The organism is Phyllobacterium endophyticum (assembly GCF_003010935.1).
Taxonomy (GTDB): domain Bacteria; phylum Pseudomonadota; class Alphaproteobacteria; order Rhizobiales; family Rhizobiaceae; genus Phyllobacterium; species Phyllobacterium endophyticum.
In genome coordinates this window covers 372,056-394,895 of record NZ_PGGN01000003.1, presented here as the reverse complement: position 1 = coordinate 394,895, position 22,840 = coordinate 372,056, and the positions used below count along the sequence as shown (strand labels likewise).

Sequence of the window (22,840 nt, the reverse complement as noted above, 5' to 3'; positions counted from 1 at the left end):
TCGTCATTCCGCTGCAGCGGCTGGAGCGCGGGTGCCGCGCAGACGCCGGCCTATCGTGGTCAGCGTTCGGGATAAATCCTCCATGTAGAGGAAAATAACCGGCGTGATGAAAAGAGTCAGTATCTGCGAGACCACAAGTCCGCCGACCACTGCCACGCCAAGCGGCTGGCGAAGTTCGGAGCTTGCCCCCGCCCCAATGGCGATGGGAATTGTTCCCATCAGCGCAGCCAGCGTCGTCATCATGATGGGCCGGAAGCGCACGAGGCAAGCTTCACGAATGGCGTCGAACGGTATTTCACCGGCTCTTTGGCGAACGAGTGCAAAGTCGACCATCATGATGGCGTTCTTCTTGACGATGCCGATCAGCATCAAAATGCCGATGATGGCGATCACGCTCAGATCATAGCCAAACACTTCGAGCGTTGCGAGTGCGCCTGCCGCCGCCGCCGGGAGCCCGGTCAGGATGGTGAGCGGATGGACGAAGCTCTCATAGAGGATGCCGAGCACGATATAGATCGTCAAAATAGCGGCACCGACCAGCAGTCCCTGATTGGCAAGAGATTGCTGAAAGACCTGGGCCGTCCCGGTGAAGCTCGATGTGATTGTTGCAGGAACGCCGAGATTTGTTTTCAGCGCCTCCAGCTGCTGCACCGCCTCACCAAGAGAGACACCTTGCGGCAGGTTAAAGGAGATGGTGACGGCAGGCAACTGCCCGAGCTGGCTGACCGCCAGGAGCCCTGTTTTACGCTCGACATGGGCGAAGGCCGACAGAGGGATGAGCTTGCCACTTGCCGGCGAGCGGATCTGCATCTGATCCAGCTTGTCCGTCGTCCATGGGATGTCCGGGTCCAGTTCGAGAATGACCTGATAACTATCTGCCGTGGAGAAGATGGTCGATGCCTGATTGGTGCCGAACGCATAGTAGAATGTGTTGCGAAGCTGGTCGGAATTGATGCCCAGCATTTGCGCCTTGTCCTGGTCAATCACGAGGTTTGCCTGAAGCGCATTGTTCTGCAGGTTACTCGACACGTCGACGAAGGTCTGCGGTTGCTGCTGCATCGCCAGAAGGATTTTCTGCGACCAGGGATAAAGGTCTGTCGAGCTGATGCTCTGGAGGTTGTACTGATATTGTGCATTGGAGGAGACGCCGCCGATACGCAGGTTCTGCACTGCGACCGGATAGCTGGTTATGCCGGGAATTTTCGAAAGCGTTCGACGAAGGTCGCGCAAAAGCGGCTCAAGCGCCATCCGCTCCGACTTCGGCTTCAGTTCAACGAACATGCGCCCCTGGTTGAGACTTGCCGAGTTGAAACCGCCGCCAACTGTCGAAACGACATGCGTGACATAGGGCTTGCTGGAGATCGCATCAGCCACCTTCTTTTGCAGAACCACCATGGCATCGAAAGAAATGTCCTGGCGCGCTTCCGTCGATATCTGCAATTGCCCGATATCTTCGGTTGGCAGGAAGCCCTTATTGATCGTCGAGAAGAGATAGCCGGTTGCGACGACAGTCAAGAGGAAGATACCAAGAACGACCGGACGAGCGCGCAAGCACAGGTCGAGAACGCGTTCATAACTGGATTGTACCGCGTTGAACACACGTTCCGTCAGCGGGACGGCTTTTTCGCCGTCCGTGTACTCTTCCCTCGGCAGATGGCTGCAGAGCATGGGCGTCAGCGTAAGCGATATCAGCGCCGAAGCAATGATGGCGACCGTCACGACGACGGCGAATTCGTTGAAGATGCGCCCGACGACGCCGCCCATCAGCAGGATCGGGATGAATACGGCTACAAGCGACGTGGTGATCGATATGATCGTGAAGCCAATCTCCTCGCTGCCCTTCATCGCGGCAGCGAGCGGTTCCATGCCGTCTTCGATGTGGCGCGCTATGTTCTCAAGCATGACGATCGCATCGTCGACAACCAGCCCGACGGACAATGTCAGACCGAGCAGAGAAATGTTGTCGATCGAGAATCCGAGCGCATACATTGCTCCCAAGGTGGCAATCAGCGACAGGGGAACGGCCACTATCGGGATCATTGTAGCGCTTATGCGGCGCAGAAAAATGAAAATGACAAGGATGACAAGTCCTATCGTCAGGAGAAGCGTGAACTGGACGTCGGATACTGCCTGACGGATTGAGGCGGAGCGGTCGTTCAGAAGGTGAATGCTCGCGGAAGGACCGAGATCCTGTTCGAACTGCGGAAGGATCGCCTTGACGCGGTCCACCACATCGATGGTGTTGGCTCCGGGCTGGCGAAAGACACCGAGGACCAGGGATGGCTTTCCGTCATATCTGCTCTCGGTCTGTGTCGTCGCAACGGAATCGATAACACGTGCCACATCGCCCAGGCGGACGAGCTTGCCACTTTCCGATTTGACGATGATCTGGCGGAACGAATCTGCGTTCTGGGCCTGCGTATCTGCTTCTATGGCCATTTGCTGCGTTGGACTTGAGATCGTGCCGACGGGGGCGATTGAATTTTTACCGGCGACGGCAGCTGTCAGGTCGTCGAGCCCTATGCCGCGTGCAGTCACCGCCTCCGGATCAACCTCGACGCGAACTGCATATTGTTTGGTGCCGAAGACCTGGACCTCCCCAACGCCGTTGATGGTCGAGAAGGCCGGGGACATCACGTTCTCGGCGTAATCGTCCAGCTTCGACAACTGCATCGTGTCGCTTTGCAAAGCCACCAACACGACCGGCGCATCCGCAGGATTGGTTTTCCGATAGCTTGGTGGGTTGGTCATATTGGCTGGTAACTGGCGAAGAGTGCTTGCGATTGCTGCCTGAACATCGGCGGCGGCCTGATCGATGTTACGGTCGAGATCGAATTCGAGCGCGATACGTGTCGCGCCCTCGGTGCTGGTCGAACTGATCGTCGATATGGCCTGGATGGTCGAGAACTGTTTGATCAGGGGTGTTGCGACGGCACTCGCCATCGTGTCCGGGGCGGCGCCTGGGAGCTGCGCGGACACGGTTATGATCGGGAAATCAACCTCCGGAAGGGCCGCGACGGGGATGAAATCGTAGGCGAACAGCCCCGATGCCGCCAGCGCGACGGAAAGGAGGATGGTTGCAATGGGCCGGCGGATGAAGACCGAAGAAAGGTTCATTTGGCCGCCTCTCGGGTATCCGCTCGGCCGGTCGAATTGTGGGAATCAACATCTGCCGCCGGCGAACCTGTCTGAACAAGGGAGCCATCCTGCAAATGAAGTTGTCCATCGACAACCACCTGATCTCCGGGTTCTAGTCCGGAAGCAATCACTGCCGTATCGCCGACAGTGTCCGTGAGCGTGACATTCTGCTTCGCGACGCTCTTGTCGGGATGGACGAGGAAGACGAATGTCCCGTCATTGCCCTGCTGGATAGCCACGAGTGGTACAGTGGTTGCATTCTTGTGGACGGTGAGTTCCACGACGGCGGTGACATATTGACCGGGCCACAATGCGCCGTCCGTGTTGGCGAGGTCCGCCTTCATGACCACGGTACCGGTCGACGTATCCACGCTCGAGTCGATGAAATTCAAAGTGCCTGACGCAATCGTTTCCTTTTGTCCGGGAAGTTTGATCTCAACCGGCGTTGGATGATTGGCGACGGCCGCCCGCAGCCCGGGCAAATCCCGTTCGGCGATGGTGAAGGCGACGCGCAGCGGCGCCATGCGGATTATCGTCAGCAAACTGCTCGTATCCGCTGTGCGTACGAGATTGCCTACGGATGTATTGACGACCCCCACGCGCCCGCCCATTGGCGCCGCAATGATCGTATAGGATAGCTGGACCTGATCGGCAGAGATCTGCGCCTTGTCCATGGCAATCGTCGCTTGTAGCACTTTCGCCGCGGCATCTGCCTGATAGACCTGCTGGTTGGTGTCCACACTGCGTTTTTGCAGGTCCATGGCACTCTGGAGATCAAGATTCGCCGCGACCAGGCTCGCCTGATCCTTGGCTAGCAGCGCTTGATCCTTGTCGAGCATGGCGCGGATCGCCCGATCGTCGAGCCGCAAGAGCACATCTCCGGATTTTACGACCTGGCCGTCGGTGACTTCGGTTTCGACGACGATCCCGTCGATCTGCGGCTTGATGGCGACTGTGTCGATCGGCTCAATCGTACCAACGACCGTTTTTGTGACCGGCACATTTTCCGACTTCACCGATGCGACTACGACGGAGGCCGCACCTCCGCCTTTGTGCCCTTTGCTGACTGCCGATGATGCATCGGCGAGTGGCGCACCGGAAACCGGCGAAGGCGAGCGCGGCAACAGTCTTGGATAAACGACGAAAGAGCCAATACCGAGGATAAATGCTGCGCCTAACAGAAGGCCGATACGCTTCATGGGAGTATCTCTTTCGTGACAGGAATGACGTGGGATACCGCAAATCCCTGAAGCGCAAGCACTAACTATCTGCGAAGCCGTTTCAAATTATCGTTTCGTAATGATTTGAAGCGCTGCTGGTGCACCAGGGGAAAAACTCAGGCGGCACCTCGCGTTTTTTGACGCTGAGGGCGCCTGGTTCAACTGCCCGTCACACAAATGTTACGCAAGCACCCAATGCCAGACGGTTTGAGCGGCTGTAGGGCCCTCCACCTGCGTCGGGCCAGCCCCTCCCCTCTTTTGACGGAGCCATGCCATGATCGACGAGATGCTCACAGGATGGTCAAGGTCATGATTTGTTCCGAATGTATGGACGTTTCACGCCGCCCGCTATCGGCGTCGTTGCAACGACTTGATTGCATGCACCTCCGCTCTGCTGATACTCGTTAGCTCAAAAGGATCCGTGTGAGCGGAAGGGAATCTCTCGGGTGGATAGGTCTAGGTCGGGTAATGAAACCATGAAATCCAAGGACAAGCATGACAATCAATATGTAAGCGCGTTGCAAGTTGCCAGACATGCTGGCGTTTCCCGTTCTGCAGTTTCAAGAGCCTTTACCCCCGGAGCAAGTGTCTCTGCCAAGAAGCGTGAGAAGATCATGGAGGCGGCGGAAGCGCTCGGTTACCAGGTGAACGATCTGGCGCGCGGACTCCTTGCCCGCAGGAGCCGCCTGGTAGGCCTTGTCGTGACACAGCCGGAACTCGGCTATCGTTCCCATCTTGTCGCTGCGTTGACCAAAGCCCTCATACATCGCGGCAGTGTCCCTATCGTGATCAACACCGGGCGCACCGAGGAGGAACTGGTCGCGGCCCAAAAAATTCTTTTCGGCTATCGGGCCGAGGCGACCATCATTCTTTCCGGTTCGCCGCCCTCCTCCTTCGTCGACCTTGCCCGTCGCAACGGCCAGCCATTGATTGTTCTCGGGCGCTCCGAAACAGGGGCCGACGACGTCAATATCGACAATGAGGGCGCGGGTCGTGAAGCGGCGCGGTTCTTTGTTGCGGGCGGCGCGACGAGACTTGGATTTGCCGGGGCTCTTTCGCGCGCACCGACGACGGTTGAGCGCGAGCGCGGGTTTGTACAGGAAGCGCAATTTCAGGGTTGTGCCACTGTGATCGGAAACGGTGGCAATTCCGACTACGCCGGTGGTCAGGAGGCCGCCCGGCAGCTGTTCGAGCGCGAAAGCGATTGGCCGCAGGCGGTGTTCTGCGTCAATGATCTGGTGGCGTTCGGTTTGATCGACTATGTGCGAAAGCAGACGCGGCTTGTTATTCCGGATGATCTCTCGGTTATCGGATTCGACGATGTTCCGGAAGCTTCATGGGACGCCTACAACTTGACCACCTTCCGGCAGGACCCCGCGACAATGGCAGCCCATGCGGTGGCTCTATTGGATCGCCGCCTGGCTGAACCTGACCGGCCGCCAGCACATGAGCGGCTGGCAACGCTCCTGATCCTGCGGGAAAGCGCGCGTATTCCCGCCGGTTACGAGTCCCTGCGGCCATGCCGAAATGCGCGGATCCTTTCGGATGGGACTGCCGAGTAAGTCCGGCGGTAGAGTTTTGAGAACCGGCCCGGATTGGAGAAATGAAGCTTCGCTGCCAGATCGCGCACCGAAGTCGCATGCCCGCGGCCGATTATTTCATGTGCCGCTGCGATACGGCGGTTGAGCAGTATCTGAATCGGCGCGACACCGTGGTATTTTCGGAACAATCGCTGCAGGGCACGAACATTGATGCCGGCGGCATCGGCAATGTCTGAGATGCTGATGGCATTGCAGATATTTTTGCGGATGAAGTCTTCGGCAAGAGCCAGCTGCCGCTGCGTGCATTGAGAGGGTTGCAAATCCATGCACGCATTGCCTGCGGTGGTCATCGCCTCCGACGGACTTTTCGGTGAGGAGCCATGCGTGAGGCTGGCAAACGTGTCATCGGCCATTTGAGTCCCGATCGAGCCTGGATGAGATGCGCACCAAAATGCGATCTGGAGTAGTAGAAATGTAAACTGGGAGGCAGGATCGCATAAACAGATGCGCCACGCGAGGGCTTTGGCAATTCCCCAGGCGTTGTTGCCTCGACGCAATTACGTTGACAGCTGTCAACCGTTCCCGCCGGAAAAGGCCCGGCTTCCCGCGTTCACCATCTGACCGACGGGCGCGGCGGCCGCTTTAGCGGCCAAGCTGGTCGATGATGGTGGTCGGACGAGTCTGCGCTCGCCCCGGGGCGCGTCCAGATAAAGATCCTGTCTCAACGGTGAATTGTGCTTGAAGTACGATCCGGCCTCGCGGGCGGGCCGGGCTTCGTCTCCGTCGTCCCAGGCGCGTGTCAGCGGTAGCATCGGCGCCTCCTGTGCGCAAGCGCTCGCTCCTGGTTAGAACTGCCAGCTAACCGGGACCCAAGCGTAGCCGGCATCCGTCTTGAGCATTCGGCCAAGGCCGGGGAATGGATAGTGGAAGCCGAGAACGAGGAGCCGGTCTGCCGCCGCCATGTCGAAGATGCGGCGGCGCGATGCGAGGGCGGCATCTTTGTCGCGATCTGGTCCTGGTACCCATGGCCGGTCGACATTGACGATCGGGTGGTAGGCGAGATCGGCCGTCAGCAGGAGCTGATCGTTCCCGGATTGAACAAGGAAGTTCGCCATGCCGGGGGTGTGGCCGAATGCCGGCAGCGTGGTCAGCCCAGGGACAATCTGCACGCCGGCTTCATATAGCTCGATACCGTGGGTGACGGGTTCGACGCTGCGCCTGATGGCGGCTGCGAAATTGCGGCGGAAATCCTCGGGCACCGGCATATAGGAAAGGTCCGGATCGTTGCGGACGAAGAAGTCCCAATCAGCGCGGGGCGCAAAGACTGTTGCCCGTGGAAATGCCTTGCCGCCGTCCGCGGTTCGAAGGTTGCCGACATGGTCCGGGTGCGTGTGGGAGACCACCACAACGTCGATGTCCTCAGCTTGTAAACCAATGGCGGCAAGGTTCTCGAAGATGCGGCCGCCTTGCGGACCCATGGTCTGCCCGGCTCCGGCTTCAAGGAGGACCCGCCTGCCACTCGTTTCGATAACAAGCGTGTTGAGATTCAGCGTCAGGCGATCGGTCGGCAGGAAGGCGCGCCTAAGAACATCCTGCAGATCTGCCTCTGGCGCATCACTGGCGTAGACCCGCGCAGGGCCGCCGATCAACCCGTCGCTCAGAACGGTCGCTGAGATGTCGCCAACGCGAAAGCGATAATGGCCGGCATTTTCCCCCTTGGCGCGCGGCAACCGGGCTGGAGCCGCTTGCGCAAAGGCTATACCGGTCGGCAGGACCAGTCCCATCACGGCCGATGCGGCTGTCAGCATGATCTTTCTCCGATTGAGAGTGATTTCAGCCATATTTCTGATCCCGTTCTAAATAGCTGGTCACGGGTGCGTCGACCTGAGCCCGACGGCCCGAACCGCTTTATTCGTAACGCCGCCTCGCGACATGTTTTGCAAGGATGACACAGATCCGGTGTGCGGATAAGCTGATCAAAACGGATCAGCTTATTAAGCAGGACTTTGCAATGCGGCCACTACGCCTTGACAGCCTGGAACTCTTCGAGGACGTCGTGCGCTGTGGTGGTTTTAGAGCCGCCGCGCTCGCCAGAGGCGTTTCATCATCCGCCATCAGTCAGTCAATCAGCGTGCTCGAGGAAGCGCTAGGTATCCGGCTGCTGAACCGAACGACGCGGAGCGTTGCGCCGACTGAAGCAGGCGAGCAGCTTCTCGAGCAATTAAGGCCGGCACTTCACCATATCAGAACAGCGATCGACGATCTCAATCAGCTTCGCGAGCGCCCATCCGGCACGGTGCGGGTCAACGCGCCGGGTCCGGCCGCCGACCACGTTCTATGCCCCCTGACCTTTGAGTTCATGAAAGTCTACCCCGACGTCAACATCGAGATCGTCAGCGATGCCGCTATCATCGATATTGTGGAGCAGGGTTTCGATGCTGGCGTTCGCTTCGGGAACCAACTCGACCAGGACATGATTGCCCTGCCCCTCGGTCCCGCCTTGCGGTATGCGATCGTGGCCTCGCCCGATTATCTTCGCAGGCGCGGGCGGCCTGACGCACCCCGCGATCTCTTGCAGCACGACTGTATTCGTCGCCGTTTTCCCGGCGGAACCATGGTGACGTGGAAATTTGAAAAGGCTGGCGAGCAAGTGGAAATTACACCGCATGGTCGCTTGACACTGAGTTCAGCACATCAAGAGTTGCAGGCCGCACTGGCGGGATCTGGAGTCGCTCACCTGTTTGAAGATTATGTCCGTGATCACGTCGAACAGGGCAGAGTTGTCGAATTGCTCAGCGAGTGGAAGCAAAGGCTGCCGAGCTGGTATTTGTATTATCCGAGCCGGCGGCACACCAGCGCGGCCATGCGGGCTTTCCTCGAATACATCCGCAATCAGAGGTGGTGTCCAACCAACACTTAGTGCTCAGCACGGAATAAGCCAGGGTAATTGCCCGGTTAACCATCGCGCTGGCTGCCCTGGCAGCAGTCAGCGATGACAACATCGGACCAATTTGCGGGCATGGCCTTGAGAGTACAAGTGCCAAGAAGCGGTATCTGGACCAGCGTGCCGGCGACCAGCTGGGTCAACCAGCAAACGTTCCGCGGAAAATTCTGACGGCTTGCGCCACAAGGGCAGCGTTGTCGGGCGCGATGGTCCCATCCTTAAGGTGTTTGCCATCTTCCAGGCCGACCCGCGTGGACCAGCGACGTCGGTATGCAAGTTCGACGAAGGGCCACACGGTAGCATCAACCCCATGCAGGAGAACGGGGCGCCGCAGGCCAGCACGATCAAGCACGGCGGCAATATCATCAGCGAGCTGACGGGCTAGATTCAGAGCCTGCTCTTCGATTTCTATCAGAACACGCAAAACTCGACTATGACCGGGGAGTTTTACAAAACGCTCGGCATCGGCGATCGAGGCGAGCCCGGCTTCTATGCCGACGCCACGATGTCGTAGCAATTCCATGATCCCAGGTGCGTCATGCTCCGACAGATTCACAGAGGCGTAATCCGGCAGCTCCCGCCATTGGCCAATGCAGGAGCGTGTTCGACCTTCGTCATTTTCAATCCACGCTCCCGTGGAAACGCCAATAAGCGTGCCCGGGCAGCTGCGGCGAACAGCCAAAATGGTCTCGTCCACGGCCATAAGGCTCTCCTTCCCTTCGATTGTACGCGGATGGAGATGAAGCTCAGCCGCCCCTGCGGCAACGCTAAGTGCGCTATCATGCACCATGTCTTCCAGTTTGAGTGGAATTCGCGGATGGAAGTCGCTGGCGCGTGCGCCATTAAGACAGGCTTGAACAATCATGTGGTTCCCGCTCCCGAAGATCAGCTCCCCCGAGGCTGCGCAAATTGCCGCCAGACTGTAGTTCCACGCCAGCAGGCTGTCGAGATAGGGCGGCAATCCGCAGGGAAAACGCCATCGTGCTGTCTAGCGCACTGCCATGACGGGCGTATCGGCGCTGCGAGATGAAAGTTCGCCAAGCAGCAGCGAGATGGCGCCCGCCAGGAAGATGCCGAACGCCAGAACACTGACTGTACCATCGTATAGCGCGCCTAGCGCGACCGCATACAGCGTGGCGACCAAGCTCGATCCCGACGCGATCAACGAGGCGCCGAGCCCGGCGACCTGTCCCAGCGAGCGCATCGCCATGGCGTTTAGGTTGCCGAAGAGAATGCCGATCGCAAAGAAGGCCGCAAAACCGAGCGCCAGGAGGATGGCGAGTGGCGGATGGCCATCCGAGATTGCGCATGCACCGAGCAGCACCAACCCAGCCAGCGTCAGGCCGACAAAGCCGCCACGCGCCATGGCGTCCATCCCGAAGCGTCCGACGAGCCGGCCATTGAGGTAGGAGGCAAGCCCAATCCCGCCCGCCAAGAGGGCGAAGTAGAGGGGGAATGTGTCGTGAACCCCGTAGGCGTCCGCAAACAGGTCAGCAGCAGTGCTCAGATAGAGAAGCTGCGCCCCGAACACGAGGCCGGTCGCCGAGATCAGGAGTGTGACGCGCCGATTGGCGAGGATGCGGCGTCCGTTGGCGAGAAGGGTATGCGGGCGAAAAGGAATGCGACGCTCGGGCGGCAGCGTTTCCGGATGACGCAGGACGAGCCAAGCTCCGAGCCCAGAGGCGAGAATGAGGTAGAGCGCGAACATCCCTCGCCATCCCGCCACGGCGATCACGGCCTGGCCCAAGGCGGGAGCGATCATGGGAACAAGGATGAATAGCGAGAACAGGAAGGACATAATGCGGGCCATGGCCTCGCCCTCAAACTGGTCGCGGATCATGGCGCGGGTCGCGATCTTGGGCCCCGCTACGCCGCCACCCTGGAGGACGCGCCCAAGGATCAGCCCCTCCAGCGATTGCGCCAACAGCGCCACAAGCGTGCCTATAGCGTAAATGCACAGTCCAAACACCAGCGCCCGCTTACGGCCCATCGCGTCCGATATGGGGCCGAGAAACAGTTCCCCGAAAACCATCCCGAGCACGAAAAGGGAGACGATATGCTGGGTGGAAAGAGGCGGCGCGACGCCAAGTTCCAGCCCGACCTCGCGCAGGCCGGGAAGCAGCGCATCGATGCTGATGGCGGCCAGCGAAGTTAGGAGCGCGTAAAGGACAATGCGCTCGCGTGGGACGCTCACTGACATGGCACACCATTTGGTCGGTTGGAACTTGGTCGCTCTTTAGCAAGGAGAGTCCGGCTGCGGAAGCAGCAAGTCGATAAATGTCCGCTTCCGGTTCAGGGCGTTCTCCACGGAACTGTCGTAGGTGGGCTGAACGCAAGCCATCCGGCGTCGGCGCTAAATGGCCTGTGGCGTCTTCTGCCATTCATCGGGCCGCTCTGGTAAACTATGCGTTTGTCTCTGTCGCCTTTAACTCCTCGCTCCGAATCGTTGGCAATTGAGATCGGCGTGAGGGAAACGAGGTCGGTGAGTTCATCCCACCCTGAGCGGCAACTCCGGATGGCGCCCGTCCGTTTTGTTTGTGCAAAGCAGCAACCTTCTCGCACTTGCAGCATTTCAGCTGATGCTAATGGGGTTGGGATAAAGCGAAGGAGCGCCCATGAGGAATATCGCCGACACGATACGAAGACTGAATGTTAAGAATATCGTTAACAACTTCGGCGACATCAGGACGAACAGCCGCCTAGACATCCTTCCGGATTTTGGATCAAACCCAGGCAGATTGCGCGCCTGGAAGTATATACCCGCTGCTCTTCCTGCCAACTCTCCGCTCGTGGTCATTCTCCATGGCTGCACCCAGACGGCTGCGGAGTACGATCTCGGCTCGGGCTGGTCAGCACTTGCCGACAGGTTTGGATTTGCCTTGCTTTTCCCTGAACAACAGCGGGTCAACAATCCCAACCTTTGCTTCAACTGGTTCTCCCCGTCACAAACCACTCGGGGTCATGGAGAGGTGTTGTCCATCAGGCAGATGATAGAAAACGTTATTGCGGAACACTCACTGGATAGCCAGCGGACCTTTATCACCGGCTTGTCCGCGGGGGGCGCCATGACCTCGGCCATGCTGGCTACCTACCCCGAAACATTCAAAGCGGGTGCGATCATCGCCGGATTGCCCTACGGAACTGCATCAACCATTCCCGAAGCTTTCGATCGCATGCGAGGACACGGTCTGGAAGATAGTAAGACACTTGCAGACCGTGTCAGACAGGCCTCCGATCATAAGGGACCTTGGCCTTTGCTATCCATTTGGCATGGGAACGCAGATAAAACCGTCCTGCCTGTCAATATGGAGGCGATCGTTGCACAGTGGCACAGCGTACATGCCATTGGCGAGAGACCGGTGGTCAGGATCGTCGATGGTCACACTCTTCGCCAGTGGAGGGATAGCAACGGAACCATTGTTATCGACGCTTATACGATAGCGGGGATGGGACACGGAACGCCCATCAGGCTCTCGGGACCAAACAGTTGCGGAAGAGCGCAACCCTTCATGCTTGACGCGAATATTTCGTCAACTTGGCACATCGCTATGACCTGGGGTCTGCTGGATGGGGAACGAAAACCAGCAGTGGGCCTTGAGCCACGACAATTGAAGGAGCCGAATTACCAAGTTCCACCCACGAAAAGCCGCTCGGCGGAAGCCATAGAATACGCACTGCGAGCGGCAGGTTTGATGAAATAGTGTGAAATAATTTCCAGCGCAATGAAGCACGTCACCTGCGCTCGAGCGAAAAACCGAAGTTCTCAAAACCCCAGCGTGGGCCTTGATAGAAACGTGCCGAAGAGCATTCGGCACGCTTTCAGGATGTGAGCCGCTTTCAGACCAGTCCAGGCACGACAAACACCAGCCAGGCCACGATCGGTCCAATGATGGCGATCAGGGCGCTGTAGATCAGCAGCTGCCGCAGCACCTGTTCTCGCTTGTCATCCGGTGCATTGGCGACGACAAGCGCACCATTGGTGGAAAATGGACTGGTGTCGACGATTGTGGTCGAGATCGCGATCGCCGCGACCACGCCGATGGCGCTGACGTGCCCTTGCAGGAGAAACGGAACCGCGAGCGGGATGATCGCACCGAGCAGCGCGGTCGAGGAGGCAAAGGCTGAGACGATGGCACCGGTGAAGCAAAGCAGGAGCGCCACCAAGAGCGGCATGCCGAGACTGGATATGCCGTTCGCCACATAGTCGACCGTTCCAGCCTTCTCCATGACCCCGACATAGGTGATAATGCCGGCGATCAGCAGCACGGTCGACCAGCTTACCTTGTCGATTGCCGCTTTCTGGGTCTCCGGCGACAGCAGCGCAAGCATGACGGCAACTGTTATCGCCACCAGACCAACGTTGAACTTGAAAACCAGGGCGCCGATGCCAAGCGCCGTCAGGCCGATCAAGGTGAAAATTCTCTCATTGGTCAGGCGCAACGTTGCCGCTGTGTCAGCGGCCGTGCCGTAAGCATGCTCCCTGATCGGTTTGGCAGGTGTGCCGCCATGACCCCTGATCGACGCCGATACGCCTTCGGGGTGCAGTTCGGGCAAGGGGCCGAATGATGCAGTTTTTTGTTTCATTACCTTTGCGCCGCCGAAAACCAAGAAAACCAGGACGGCAATCGCGAGATTAAAGAAGAAGCTGGAGAGAAACAGCGATGTTGGTGCGAAAGGCAAGCCTGCCTTTGCGACAATCTGATTGGTTATGCCGCCATAGACGCTGATCGGCGAAAAGCCGCCGGCCTGCGCGCCATGAATCACCATCAAGCCCATCATCGCCGGACTGATGCGGTATTGCACGGCAAAGCTTAAGGCGACGGGTGCGAGGATGGCGACCGCTGCAGGCCCAAGAGCGCCGAAACCAGTGATGATAGCGGCGACGAGGAACATTACCCAGGGAATCAAGCCGATCCGCCCGCGCACCAGGCGAACGGCACATTCGACGAGCCAGTCGATCGTGCCGTTGATCTGGGCTATGGCAAACAGGTAGGTGACGGCGACGAGCGTCAAGAACAAATCACTTGGAAAGCCGGCGAAAATGTCGCTGGTTTTCATCCCGATGATCAGCGAGCCCAGCACAAAGGCGCCGGCAAACGCCAGTGCGCCCATGTTGATTGGCTGGATGGTCGCAATGATAAACATGGCAACAAGCAGCCCTATGGACAGTAATTCAATACCCATGAGTCCCCTCCCTCCGACGCCTCCAGCGCCGCCATTGTTGTGTTCAAGATTGATGCGCGATTCGGCGCACCCTCCTCCCAGAGGGCATTGCCGCCTTACGACCTGGTGTAAAGATCGGCGTATTGCTGCCGCAGGACGTTCTTTTGCACCTTTCCCATCGTGTTGCGCGGCAAGTCCGCGGCAAAGATGATGCGCTTGGGTTGTTTGTAGCGTGCAAGACGATCCTGGAGGGCGCCGACGATGGTCTTTTCATCCAGGGCTGCGCCGGGCTTGCACACGACAACCGCCGTCACGCCTTCTCCGAAATCGGGATGCGGCACGCCGATCACGGCGCTCTCGACCACCCCCTCGATCTGATCGATCTCGCCCTCGACCTCTTTCGGGTAGATGTTGTATCCACCCGAAATCACCAGGTCTTTCCCGCGACCGACGATGTGTACATAGCCGTCGCGGTCGATCTTGCCGAGATCGCCGCTGATGAAGAACCCGTCGGCTGTAAATTCCGCCGCCGTCTTTTCCGGCATGCGCCAATAACCCTTGAAGACATTCGGCCCCTTGATCTCGATCATGCCGGTTTCTTCAGGCGCCAGCATGGCGCCGGTGACGGGATCGGTAACGCGCACCTTCACGCCCGGCAGGGGGAAGCCAACCGTTCCGGCAATACGTTTGCCGTCAAAAGGATTGGACGTGTTCATGTTGGTTTCCGTCATGCCGTAGCGCTCAAGAATTGCGTGACCGGTGCGGGCCTGGAACTCGGTATGCGTTTCTGCAAGCAGCGGAGCGGAGCCGGAAATGAACAGGCGGATGTTGGCGACCGCCTCTTCATCGAGGCGAGGGCTTTGCAGGAGCCGCACGTAGAAGGTCGGCACTCCCATCAGCATGGTTGCCTGCGGCAGCAATGAAATGACTTCGTCGGCGTCGAATTTCGACAGCAGGAACATCGAGGCGCCGGCAAGCAGTGTGACGTTGGTGGCAACGAACAGCCCATGCGTGTGGAAGATGGGCAAGGCATGGATCAGCCGGTCGTTCTCTGTGACGTGCCAATAGTCGCGCAAGGTCAGGGCATTCGACAACAGGTTCCCGTGCGTGAGCATCGCCCCCTTGGAACGCCCGGTAGTGCCCGATGTATAAAGAATCGCAGCCAGGTCGTCGGCGGCGCGCGCGGCATCGACAAAGTCGGCCGGCTCATCGCGTGCAAGATCAAGCAACGAGCCCGTGCCATCAGCGTCGAGCGTTTCGACGATCGCGCCGTGCGGCTTGGTGATCTTCTTCACGCCCCCTTGATCAGCCGACGCAACAACCACCAAACGCGGCTCCGCGTCACCGATAAAGTAATCGAGCTCGGCCAGCGTATAGGCGGTGTTGAGCGGCAGGTACACCGCCCCGCAGCGAAGGCAGGCGAGATAGAGAATCACTGCCTCGGCACTTTTTTCCACTTGCACTGCCACTCGGTCGCCGGGGCGAATTCCGAGCGCGTCCATCGCGCTGGCAATGCGGCCGGAAAGAGCGAGCGCGTCATTGTAGGTCCATGTGCGCGCGCTATCGATTCTGATAAAGGGGGCCTCGCCGGGCGCGGCAACCCGTATGGCGTCAAAAAGATGGTTGCTCACTTTCGCCCTCCTCCAAGCTTTGAGTTCATGATGTGTGCAAATGGCCGGGAGCCCTGTTGGCCATTGCCGCCTCGGCGGCTTTCCTCGTTCTGAGTGAGCAAGCTTTTGACCGCCGGTGAAGCAATCACTTCGCCGCGCTGCGCCAGTGCTTCGTGGTTGGCCACGATGTCATCAAGCTTGTAGAGATAATTGACCATGAGACCGTGTGCCTGCTGCATCGCCTTGGAAGAGCGGTCGCCGAGAAAATTCAGTCTTTCCAGTCGAGCGCCGTTGCCGAGATGGAAGCGGGCGACCGGATCGACCGGACGGCCCTCCGGTGTCCGCTCGATCAGGAAATAACGCGCCGCGAGCGGCAACAATATACGCTGCACCTCGACCACCGAGCTCTCGACTTCTGCCCAGTTCGGGTCATCGAGCAAGGTTAGTGCTTGGCCGATCACGTCCGGCAGCAATGGCTCGGTTGCCGAGGCGCGCGCCTTGGCAAGCCAGCGGGCAAAGCCCGGAACTGGCGACAACGTGACGAAATTCTTCAGGCCAGGCAGATCCCTGCGCAGGTCATCCACGACCTGCTTGATCAGGAAGTTGCCGAACGAGATTCCCCGCAGGCCATCCTGGCAGTTGGAGATCGAATAAAAGACAGCCGTCATCGCTTCGTCAGCGTTGATCTGCTCCCTGGCCTCATCAAGGACATCTGCGATCGCACTTGGTACGGATCGTGTGAGCGCTACCTCGACAAACACCAGCGGCTCGTCGGCCAGCCGCGGGTGGAAGAAGGCAAAGCAACGCCGGTCCGCCGGTGCCAAGCGGCGGCGCAGTTCCTCCCAGCCGGCGATCTCGTGCACGGCCTCGTATTTGATGATCTTTTCAAGAATGTAAGCCGGCGTCGACCAGTCGATGGGGCGCAACGTCAGAAAGCCGCGATTGAACCAGGAGCCGAACAGATGCGTAAAGTCGGCGTCAAGCGCGTGATATTCCGCGGATCGATCCTCGGAAGCCAGCAGCTGCTCGCGCATGCGGACAAGCCTCGCGGTGCCGTTCGGCGCGTGATTTAGACGGCGCAGGAGTTCCTGTCGCCGCGGCTCCGCTGCCTGATGCAGCGCAATGACCGCGGCGGAGCTCTTGTCGGTGCGGTAGTGTTCGATCGTCTGTTCCAGCATGGCCGTATCGGCACCGAATTTCTCATGGAGCATATGCAGGAATTTTTGCGCCCCCTCTTTTTCGAGCGCGGCCCAACGGTCCAGTATCTCTGCTGCAAGAGCCATGCCGGAGGCTTCGCCGCGACTTGACAGCAGCATTTCACAGAGTGTCTGGAGATCGACCCTGGCCGCGACCTGCGTAGCGCGCGAGCCGGAAAACAGAAGCTGGCGTCCGCGATCCGTAATGCTCTGGAGCATGTCGGCGAAGAAAGAAGTGTCAGACATGCCATTCTCCTGTCTTCCGACCCGACTTGGGCCTTGTGGCGATTGCGCCGCTTCCTCTGGCGGGGCTTCATTGCTAGTATGTAGAATGTCATGCTTCGTACACGCGGTCAACAATCGTGTATACAAGAACTCCGTTTGTGTATTTGGAAGGAAACGAATGTCCGAGAATGTCGGCCGATGGCTTCGGGATGAAATCGAGAATTCGATTCTTTCCAATGAGTTCCGTCCCGGTGAGCGGCTCGATGAAATGGTGCTGGCGACCCGTTTCGGCGTCTCGCGAACGCCGGTTCGCGAGGCCCTGATGCAACTCGACGCAATTGGCCTCATCGAAATTCGGCCGCGGCGAGGCGCCGTGGTGATCGATCCGGGGCCTCATCGCGTCTATGAAATGTTCGAGGTGATGGCCGAACTCGAGGGCTTAGCCGGCTTGCTCGCCGCACGCCGACTGGACAAGGCGTCCCGCGAAGCGATCATGGCCACGCATGGCCGCTGCGAGCGATCGGCCGCCGCGGGTGACAGCGACGCCTATTACTACGACAATGAGGAATTCCATAAGGCGATTTACGCGGCCGGCCGGAGCGACTTTCTCGAGGAGCAATGCGCGCAGTTGCACCGGCGTTTGCGGCCCTACCGCCGCCTGCAGTTACGCGTCCGCAACCGCGTGTCGACGTCCTATTTGGAACATTGCGCCATCGTTGACGCGATCTTTGCCGGAGACGGGGAGGAAGCCCGCCGCCTGTTGCGGGGACATGTCGGCATTCAGGGCGAACGGTTCAGCGATCTGGTCGCGAGCATGGCGACCAGGTAAATCCCAACACACCCGGGCCCGGCAAGTTGCCTGAAGTTGGTCAGAACGTAGTTTTTCCGGGCTGCGTTTCGGTAACGATGTCAGCAACTCCCACCGGCTGCTGCAACTCAGCCCCCGAGCTTCGACGCCATCGCACTTCTTCGGCTCTGGTTGCTGGGACCGGGAAACCATCATCCATCGTCTGCAATACCTCCGGTTCATATGCGCGGAGACCATGCTCCCTGGCCAAAGGGATACAGGCGCCCTACGACCCACGCGGCTCGTAGGCGAAGGCTTTTACCGCCAAAGCCTGCATAATTTCACGAATACCTGACAATCCGTAGAGATGATCGTGCAGCGCAAGAAGGACCCGCTCGATGCCGGCGCACGCGCGCAACTTCATCGTTTCGGCCGCAAGCGAGAACGCCACTGCCGAAACGCAGCGCAGCAGCCTTGGTATCAAGGCTCATCGATAGCGAGCCGTGCCGGAACATTGTCAGGCGGCAACAAGCAGAAACTCGTGCTGGCAAAATGGTTGGCGATGCAGCCCAAAATCATGATCTTCGATGAACCGACGCGCGGGATCGACATCGGCGCCAAGGCAGAAATCTATCGTCTCATGCATGTTCTCGCCGATGCCGGTGTGGCGGTACTCATGATTTCGAGCGACATGGAAGAGGTAATCGGTGTTTCGGACCGCGTCGCGGTATGCAACGAAGGACAAATTTCCGGAATTCTGATGAAGGACCAGTTAGACCAAGAAAATGTGCTTTTGCTCGCAGTGGGCAAATCCGCAAGATAGTTGCCATGGGCTTGGGAGATCACGATGAACAAAAAGATGCTGGATGTTGATCCTTATCGTCCTCGTAGGAGCCATCGTTGCGATGATAAATCCGCGCTTACTGCTACTCATCAACCTTGCGTTTCGATGCGTCCGGGACCACTTGAAGGTATCGCAAGCTGGCAACAACCGTAAATACGGCGAGGCGTTGGTGCAACATTGCATGGACCATCCCGTTCGCCACACAATGCCTCTGACCAGATTTCCCTTAACCCATCATCTCCTGGATGCAAGCATAGGCGCTGCATCAGAGCCTTACCACCGCCTTGATCAGGCCGGCTCGGTCCTGCGCGAGTTCGGGCAGGCGCTTCGGCAGGGCAGACAGCGGCAAAATTACCGAGCAGAGGGCATCGGTCGAGATCTTGCCCGATCGGATGGCGGCCATGACGGTTGCGAAATCTGACTGAACGGCATTGCGGCTGCCGATAACGCGCGTCTCCCGCTTGTGGAATTCCGCGTCGTCGAAACGGATATGATCCTTCACGACACTGACGAGCACATAGCTGCTGCCATGCGCGAGGAAGGGAAATCCCGCTTCGATGGCGCCCGCCGTCCCGGTCGCGTCGAAAACGGTATCGAAGCCGTCGGCACGATCCTCCTCAAGCACCCGCGATGGATCTTCATAAGTATCTTGAAAACCGAACGTCTTGCGCGCCAATGCCAGCCGCTGCGAACTCAAATCCAAAAGATGGACCTCGGCGCCCGCCAATCGCGCAAAGAGCGCAGTCCCAATGCCGATCGGTCCGGCGCCAGTGACGAGTACCCGATCGCCGGCGCAAAGTCCCGAACGGGCCACGGCATGAGCCCCGATCGCCAGGAATTCGACCATGGCGGCCTGAATTTCGTCGAGCCCTTCGGCGGCTATGAGGTTGCCTGCCGGGACAGCGATGCGCTGGCACAGGCCACCGTCGCAATGAACGCCCAAGACTGCAAGGTGAGAGCAGCAATTGGGTTTGCCGCGCAGGCAGGCGCGGCATTTATCGCAGGCAATATAGGGATTGATCACGACAAGGCTTCCGACCTCGATGCCGCCAACAGGTGTGACCAGTCGGCCACTGAGTTCATGGCCGATCACGCGCGGATAATTGAGATAGGGGTGTTTTCCGGCATAGATGTGGTAGTCCGTTCCACAAATGCCGACTGCCGCGACATCGACAAAGGCCCAGCCTAGCGGCAACTCCACGGGAAGAGGCCGTTCAATGAGTTCGAAACGTCCAGGTTCGACGCAAGTGCCGCACAACATTTGTCTTCTTCCCTAAATTGAGTTTTGGCCGGGTTGTCGTGTCCTTTTCGTACCGCGTGGCTGCCAGCCGTCCGGCATCTCGCCCTTGATGATCAGGCTCAGCACATCATCCTTGGTCACTTCCTCGATCCTGTAACCGCCCACGTTGCGCCCCCGGTTCATCACGACAATACGGTCGCACAGGTGGAAAACGTCGTGCATGTCGTGGCTGATAAGAAAGATTCCGATACCTTCACTTCGCAATTGCCGGATGAGATCGGCCACCATTGCTGTCTCGGCTGGTCCGAGCGCGGCCGTTGGCTCGTCCATGATGAGGATCTTCACCTTGAAATAGATGGCGCGGGCAATGGCAATGACCTGCCGCTGACCGCCGGACAATCGGGAAACCGGGTCGCTCAGATTCTTGAAGTTGGGATTAAGCCGATGCAGCACCCGGCGTGCCTCCTCCATCATGGTCTTGTCGTCAATATTACCCCAGCGCGTCTTCAGCTCGCGGCCGAGAAACAGATTGGACGGAGCATCGAGATGATCCGCAAGGGCAAGCGTCTGATAGATGGTTTCGACCCCCTGACGTCGGGCATCCTGAGGTGACAGAAACCGGACATCCTCGTCCCCCATCCTGATTGTGCCTGCGTTCGGCGCCATGGCACCGGAGAGAACCCGCATCAGACAGGATTTTCCCGCGCCATTATGACCGAGGACTCCAACGACCTCTCCGGCAAACAGATCAATCGACACGTCTTCGACGGCGTGCACGCCGCCAAAGCTCTTGTGGATATTGATCATCTCGACCAGCGGCCGTGATCGTGTGGCATGAGCATTCATGAGGTTCTCCTGACGAAAGAGACGGCAGAGGCTAGAAGCCCCTGCCTTCTCGCGGCCCGCCGTTCAGTAAAGAACGTTCTTGGCTTCGGGAGCGGCGATATTGTCCTTGGTGACGGCGACCACGCCCGTATCGATCTGCGGCTCGACCTTCTTGCCGCCGACGATGTCGAGAATGGCCTTCACGCCGAGTTCGCCCATTTGGTACGAACCCTGGACCATGGTGGCGACGAGAGTGCCATCCTTGACGAAGGCCTGCAGGTCTTCGTTGCCGTCAAAGCCGATGGCCACGACCTCGCCCGCCTTGCTGGCCTGGACAAGAGCACGGCCCATGCCGACCGCTGTCGGCTCGTTGGCGCCGAAGATGCCTTTGAGATCCGGATTGGCGGCAAGCACGTCGGTCGTCTGGTTGAGCGCCGTTGCCATCTGAGACTGCGAATAGTATGGGCCGACGATTTCCAGCTTGGAATTCGCCTTCAGATGATCGACAAAGCAGCCGACGCGACCGACTTCCGAACCGACCCCCGCCACATAGGACATCACGGCCACCTTGCCTTCTTTGCCGACCTTGTCGATCATCATCGATGCGGCCAGCTTGCCGGCCGCGCAATTATCTGTCGAAAGGAAGGTCTGGAAGCTGCCCTTGCCGGCATCCGAGAGCGCGGAGTCGATGATTGCGACCGGGATGCCAGCTTCGTGGGCCTTTTTGACGGCCGGAGCAAGCGCGTCCGGATCCGAGGGTGCGAGCACGATGCCAATTACGCCGCGGTTGATAGCGTTTTCGACCATGCTCAGTTCATCGGCAATCGCCGATTCTGCGGCCGGGCCGTTGAAGGTCATCGTGTGTTCACTCTGGCCGGCGATCGCGGCCGAAGCGCCCTTGTTGACATTCTGCCAGAAATTCGAGTTCGTCGTCTTGACGATCACCGCGATTTCTCCCGCCATGACCGTGGCGGGCGCGGCAATCATTGTGCTTGCCAGAAGCAGTGCTTTCAAGGTCTTCTTCATATTCTCCTCCTCTGATGAAGACAGTTTTGCCGGTTAACGGCGGCTTCTCAACTGATCGACATAGACCGCCATGATGACGACGAAGCCGATGATGATCTGCTGGATGAAGGCTGAGACGCCTGCCATATTCAGGCCGTTGCGCAGGACGCCGATGATGAAGGCGCCGATCATGGTTCCGGACACGTTGCCGACCCCGCCCATCAGCGAGGCCCCGCCTATGACGGCCGCAGCGATCGCGTCGAGCTCGTACATGACGCCCTCGTTGGGCTGGGCAGTAACCAGTCGGGACATCAAAACGATCCCGGCCAGTCCGGCGAGGGCGCCGGACATGACATAGGCGGCGATCTTGGTTCGGTCGACCTCAACACCGGAAAGCCGCGCGGCTTCCTCATTCGAGCCCGTGGCATAGATGTGACGGCCGATGGAGCGCCGGCGCAGCATGAAGCCGACGGCAACCGCGACGACGACAAGCAGGATGGCCGGGTAGGGAATTCCCGGAAAGATGACCTTGGGCAGCCCATTTGAACCCATGCCGATCATTCGGAAAAGCGAACCGTTTCCCAGCCTGCCGAACGCCTCGCCCAGCTGCGAAATCGGAGCGGCGCCGGTGATCTGCAAAGCAGTACCCCGCGCGATCAGCATCATGCCGAGCGTGGCAACAAATGGCGTGATGCGCATCTTCGTGACCACGATCCCATTGACGACCCCACACAGAGCCCCGACCGCGATCCCCATGGCCATGCCGAGCGGTACAGGAATTCCGGCCTTGACCGCCAGCCCAGCCACGGTTCCGGAAAGCGCCAGCACCGAACCCACGCTAAGATCGATCCCTCCGGTGACGATTACCAGCGTCATACCAATCCCGAGCAGACCGATTACAGACGTCTGCAAGAGCACCGTCAGTCCGTTGCCGACGCTCAGGAAAGCGGCATTGCCAAAAGCGAAAAGTCCAACCAGCATGAAAAGCGTGAACAACGCTGAAAGCTTATGCAGGGCATCGGATGAAATTTTCACCCGCGTTAACGGCACGGCCAGCCTCTCCACTACAACTGACATAACGCCCCTCCCCAGGCGGTACAAA

18 protein-coding genes and 1 pseudogene are annotated in these 22,840 nt (G+C 59.0%); 5 read left to right on the top strand and 14 right to left on the bottom strand.

Going from position 1 to position 22,840, the window contains the following annotated elements; translation table 11 throughout:
- Nucleotides 1-3: 3 nt before the first annotated feature.
- Both CU100_RS16075 and CU100_RS16070 read right to left on the bottom strand, forming a co-directional pair.
- Entirely contained in the window at nucleotides 4-3,117 is a 3,114-nt protein-coding gene (locus CU100_RS16075; protein ID WP_106717598.1) for an efflux RND transporter permease subunit, read from the bottom strand.
- Entirely contained in the window at nucleotides 3,114-4,337 is a 1,224-nt protein-coding gene (locus tag CU100_RS16070; RefSeq protein ID WP_106717597.1) for an efflux RND transporter periplasmic adaptor subunit, read from the bottom strand. The genes CU100_RS16075 and CU100_RS16070 overlap by 4 nt, the downstream gene beginning before the upstream one ends.
- Nucleotides 4,338-4,834: 497 nt before the next feature.
- Between CU100_RS16070 and CU100_RS16065 the strand changes: the two genes are divergently transcribed.
- Entirely contained in the window at nucleotides 4,835-5,920 is a 1,086-nt protein-coding gene (locus tag CU100_RS16065; RefSeq protein ID WP_106717596.1) for a LacI family DNA-binding transcriptional regulator, read from the top strand.
- Here CU100_RS16065 and CU100_RS27700 read toward each other — a convergent pair.
- The 3 genes from CU100_RS27700 to CU100_RS16050 form a co-directional block, all read right to left on the bottom strand.
- The gene (locus tag CU100_RS27700; RefSeq protein WP_407070342.1) at nucleotides 5,860-6,225 is read right to left on the bottom strand and encodes a helix-turn-helix transcriptional regulator; all 366 of its coding nucleotides are present in this window, start codon (nucleotides 6,223-6,225) and stop codon (nucleotides 5,860-5,862) included. The genes CU100_RS16065 and CU100_RS27700 overlap by 61 nt on opposite strands.
- A 246-nt stretch (nucleotides 6,226-6,471) precedes the next feature.
- Nucleotides 6,472-6,711, bottom strand: a complete 240-nt coding sequence (locus tag CU100_RS16055; RefSeq protein ID WP_106717594.1) for a hypothetical protein — start codon at nucleotides 6,709-6,711, stop codon at nucleotides 6,472-6,474.
- Nucleotides 6,712-6,744: 33 nt separating this feature from the next.
- Nucleotides 6,745-7,707 (bottom strand): MBL fold metallo-hydrolase, encoded by a 963-nt coding sequence (locus tag CU100_RS16050; RefSeq protein WP_106717593.1) that lies wholly within the window; start codon nucleotides 7,705-7,707, stop codon nucleotides 6,745-6,747.
- Nucleotides 7,708-7,844: 137 nt separating this feature from the next.
- On the opposite strand from CU100_RS16050, the gene CU100_RS16045 reads away from it, so the two are divergent.
- A complete protein-coding gene (locus CU100_RS16045) occupies nucleotides 7,845-8,819 on the top strand; it encodes a LysR family transcriptional regulator (RefSeq protein WP_170113864.1) in 975 nt (324 codons plus the stop codon).
- 163 nt (nucleotides 8,820-8,982) lie between these two features.
- Here the strand turns inward: CU100_RS16045 and CU100_RS16040 are convergent, their stop codons facing one another.
- A complete protein-coding gene (locus CU100_RS16040) occupies nucleotides 8,983-9,708 on the bottom strand; it encodes a 3-keto-5-aminohexanoate cleavage protein (RefSeq protein ID WP_106717592.1) in 726 nt (241 codons plus the stop codon).
- 123 nt (nucleotides 9,709-9,831) lie between these two features.
- Nucleotides 9,832-11,037 (bottom strand): multidrug effflux MFS transporter, encoded by a 1,206-nt coding sequence (locus tag CU100_RS16035; RefSeq protein ID WP_245419062.1) that lies wholly within the window; start codon nucleotides 11,035-11,037, stop codon nucleotides 9,832-9,834.
- A 421-nt stretch (nucleotides 11,038-11,458) separates the two neighbouring features.
- Here CU100_RS16035 and CU100_RS16030 point away from each other — a divergent pair, with 421 nt between their 5' ends.
- On the top strand, nucleotides 11,459-12,544 hold the full coding sequence (locus CU100_RS16030) for an extracellular catalytic domain type 1 short-chain-length polyhydroxyalkanoate depolymerase (RefSeq protein ID WP_106717590.1): 1,086 nt from the start codon (nucleotides 11,459-11,461) through the stop codon (nucleotides 12,542-12,544).
- 136 nt (nucleotides 12,545-12,680) lie between these two features.
- Here the strand turns inward: CU100_RS16030 and CU100_RS16025 are convergent, their stop codons facing one another.
- The 3 genes from CU100_RS16025 to CU100_RS16015 form a co-directional block, all read right to left on the bottom strand.
- The gene (locus tag CU100_RS16025) at nucleotides 12,681-14,027 is read right to left on the bottom strand and encodes an SLC13 family permease (protein WP_106717589.1); all 1,347 of its coding nucleotides are present in this window, start codon (nucleotides 14,025-14,027) and stop codon (nucleotides 12,681-12,683) included.
- Nucleotides 14,028-14,122: 95 nt separating this feature from the next.
- Nucleotides 14,123-15,637 (bottom strand): malonate--CoA ligase, encoded by a 1,515-nt coding sequence (locus CU100_RS16020; RefSeq protein ID WP_106717588.1) that lies wholly within the window; start codon nucleotides 15,635-15,637, stop codon nucleotides 14,123-14,125.
- Complete coding sequence (locus CU100_RS16015; protein WP_106717587.1) at nucleotides 15,634-17,058, bottom strand: malonyl-CoA decarboxylase; 1,425 nt, start codon at nucleotides 17,056-17,058, stop codon at nucleotides 15,634-15,636. The genes CU100_RS16020 and CU100_RS16015 overlap by 4 nt, the downstream gene beginning before the upstream one ends.
- 157 nt (nucleotides 17,059-17,215) lie before the next feature.
- Here CU100_RS16015 and CU100_RS16010 point away from each other — a divergent pair, with 157 nt between their 5' ends.
- Together CU100_RS16010 and CU100_RS16000 are read left to right on the top strand one after the other, a co-directional pair.
- Nucleotides 17,216-17,866: a GntR family transcriptional regulator gene (locus CU100_RS16010; RefSeq protein WP_106717586.1), complete on the top strand. Its 651-nt coding sequence runs from the start codon at nucleotides 17,216-17,218 to the stop codon at nucleotides 17,864-17,866.
- A 356-nt stretch (nucleotides 17,867-18,222) separates the two neighbouring features.
- Nucleotides 18,223-18,647 (top strand): annotated as a pseudogene (locus tag CU100_RS16000) (ATP-binding cassette domain-containing protein); the annotation flags it as partial.
- A 286-nt stretch (nucleotides 18,648-18,933) separates the two neighbouring features.
- Here the strand turns inward: CU100_RS16000 and CU100_RS15995 are convergent.
- From CU100_RS15995 to CU100_RS15980, 4 genes are all read right to left on the bottom strand, one after another.
- On the bottom strand, nucleotides 18,934-19,929 hold the full coding sequence (locus CU100_RS15995) for a zinc-binding alcohol dehydrogenase family protein (protein WP_106717585.1): 996 nt from the start codon (nucleotides 19,927-19,929) through the stop codon (nucleotides 18,934-18,936).
- A 12-nt stretch (nucleotides 19,930-19,941) separates the two neighbouring features.
- Complete coding sequence (locus CU100_RS15990) at nucleotides 19,942-20,754, bottom strand: ATP-binding cassette domain-containing protein (RefSeq protein ID WP_210204098.1); 813 nt, start codon at nucleotides 20,752-20,754, stop codon at nucleotides 19,942-19,944.
- 63 nt (nucleotides 20,755-20,817) lie between these two features.
- Nucleotides 20,818-21,759, bottom strand: a complete 942-nt coding sequence (locus tag CU100_RS15985) for an ABC transporter substrate-binding protein (RefSeq protein ID WP_106717584.1) — start codon at nucleotides 21,757-21,759, stop codon at nucleotides 20,818-20,820.
- 33 nt (nucleotides 21,760-21,792) lie between these two features.
- The gene (locus CU100_RS15980; protein WP_106717583.1) at nucleotides 21,793-22,815 is read right to left on the bottom strand and encodes an ABC transporter permease; all 1,023 of its coding nucleotides are present in this window, start codon (nucleotides 22,813-22,815) and stop codon (nucleotides 21,793-21,795) included.
- Nucleotides 22,816-22,840: the final 25 nt, after the last annotated feature.

Bases quoted from the DNA above. Each gene is read 5' to 3' on its own strand.
- CU100_RS16075 (WP_106717598.1), bottom strand. From the start codon at position 3,117: ATGAACCTTTCTTCGGTCTTCATCCGCCGGCCCATTGCAACCATCCTC.
- CU100_RS16070 (WP_106717597.1), bottom strand. From the start codon at position 4,337: ATGAAGCGTATCGGCCTTCTGTTAGGCGCAGCATTTATCCTCGGTATT.
- CU100_RS16065 (WP_106717596.1), top strand. From the start codon at position 4,835: ATGAAATCCAAGGACAAGCATGACAATCAATATGTAAGCGCGTTGCAA.
- CU100_RS27700 (WP_407070342.1), bottom strand. From the start codon at position 6,225: ATGGATTTGCAACCCTCTCAATGCACGCAGCGGCAGCTGGCTCTTGCC.
- CU100_RS16055 (WP_106717594.1), bottom strand. From the start codon at position 6,711: ATGCTACCGCTGACACGCGCCTGGGACGACGGAGACGAAGCCCGGCCC.
- CU100_RS16050 (WP_106717593.1), bottom strand. From the start codon at position 7,707: ATGCTGACAGCCGCATCGGCCGTGATGGGACTGGTCCTGCCGACCGGT.
- CU100_RS16045 (WP_170113864.1), top strand. From the start codon at position 7,845: ATGACACAGATCCGGTGTGCGGATAAGCTGATCAAAACGGATCAGCTT.
- CU100_RS16040 (WP_106717592.1), bottom strand. From the start codon at position 9,708: ATGATTGTTCAAGCCTGTCTTAATGGCGCACGCGCCAGCGACTTCCAT.
- CU100_RS16030 (WP_106717590.1), top strand. From the start codon at position 11,459: ATGAGGAATATCGCCGACACGATACGAAGACTGAATGTTAAGAATATC.
- CU100_RS16025 (WP_106717589.1), bottom strand. From the start codon at position 14,027: ATGGGTATTGAATTACTGTCCATAGGGCTGCTTGTTGCCATGTTTATC.
- CU100_RS16015 (WP_106717587.1), bottom strand. From the start codon at position 17,058: ATGTCTGACACTTCTTTCTTCGCCGACATGCTCCAGAGCATTACGGAT.
- CU100_RS16010 (WP_106717586.1), top strand. From the start codon at position 17,216: ATGTCCGAGAATGTCGGCCGATGGCTTCGGGATGAAATCGAGAATTCG.
- CU100_RS15995 (WP_106717585.1), bottom strand. From the start codon at position 19,929: ATGTTGTGCGGCACTTGCGTCGAACCTGGACGTTTCGAACTCATTGAA.
- CU100_RS15990 (WP_210204098.1), bottom strand. From the start codon at position 20,754: ATGAATGCTCATGCCACACGATCACGGCCGCTGGTCGAGATGATCAAT.
- CU100_RS15985 (WP_106717584.1), bottom strand. From the start codon at position 21,759: ATGAAGAAGACCTTGAAAGCACTGCTTCTGGCAAGCACAATGATTGCC.
- CU100_RS15980 (WP_106717583.1), bottom strand. From the start codon at position 22,815: ATGTCAGTTGTAGTGGAGAGGCTGGCCGTGCCGTTAACGCGGGTGAAA.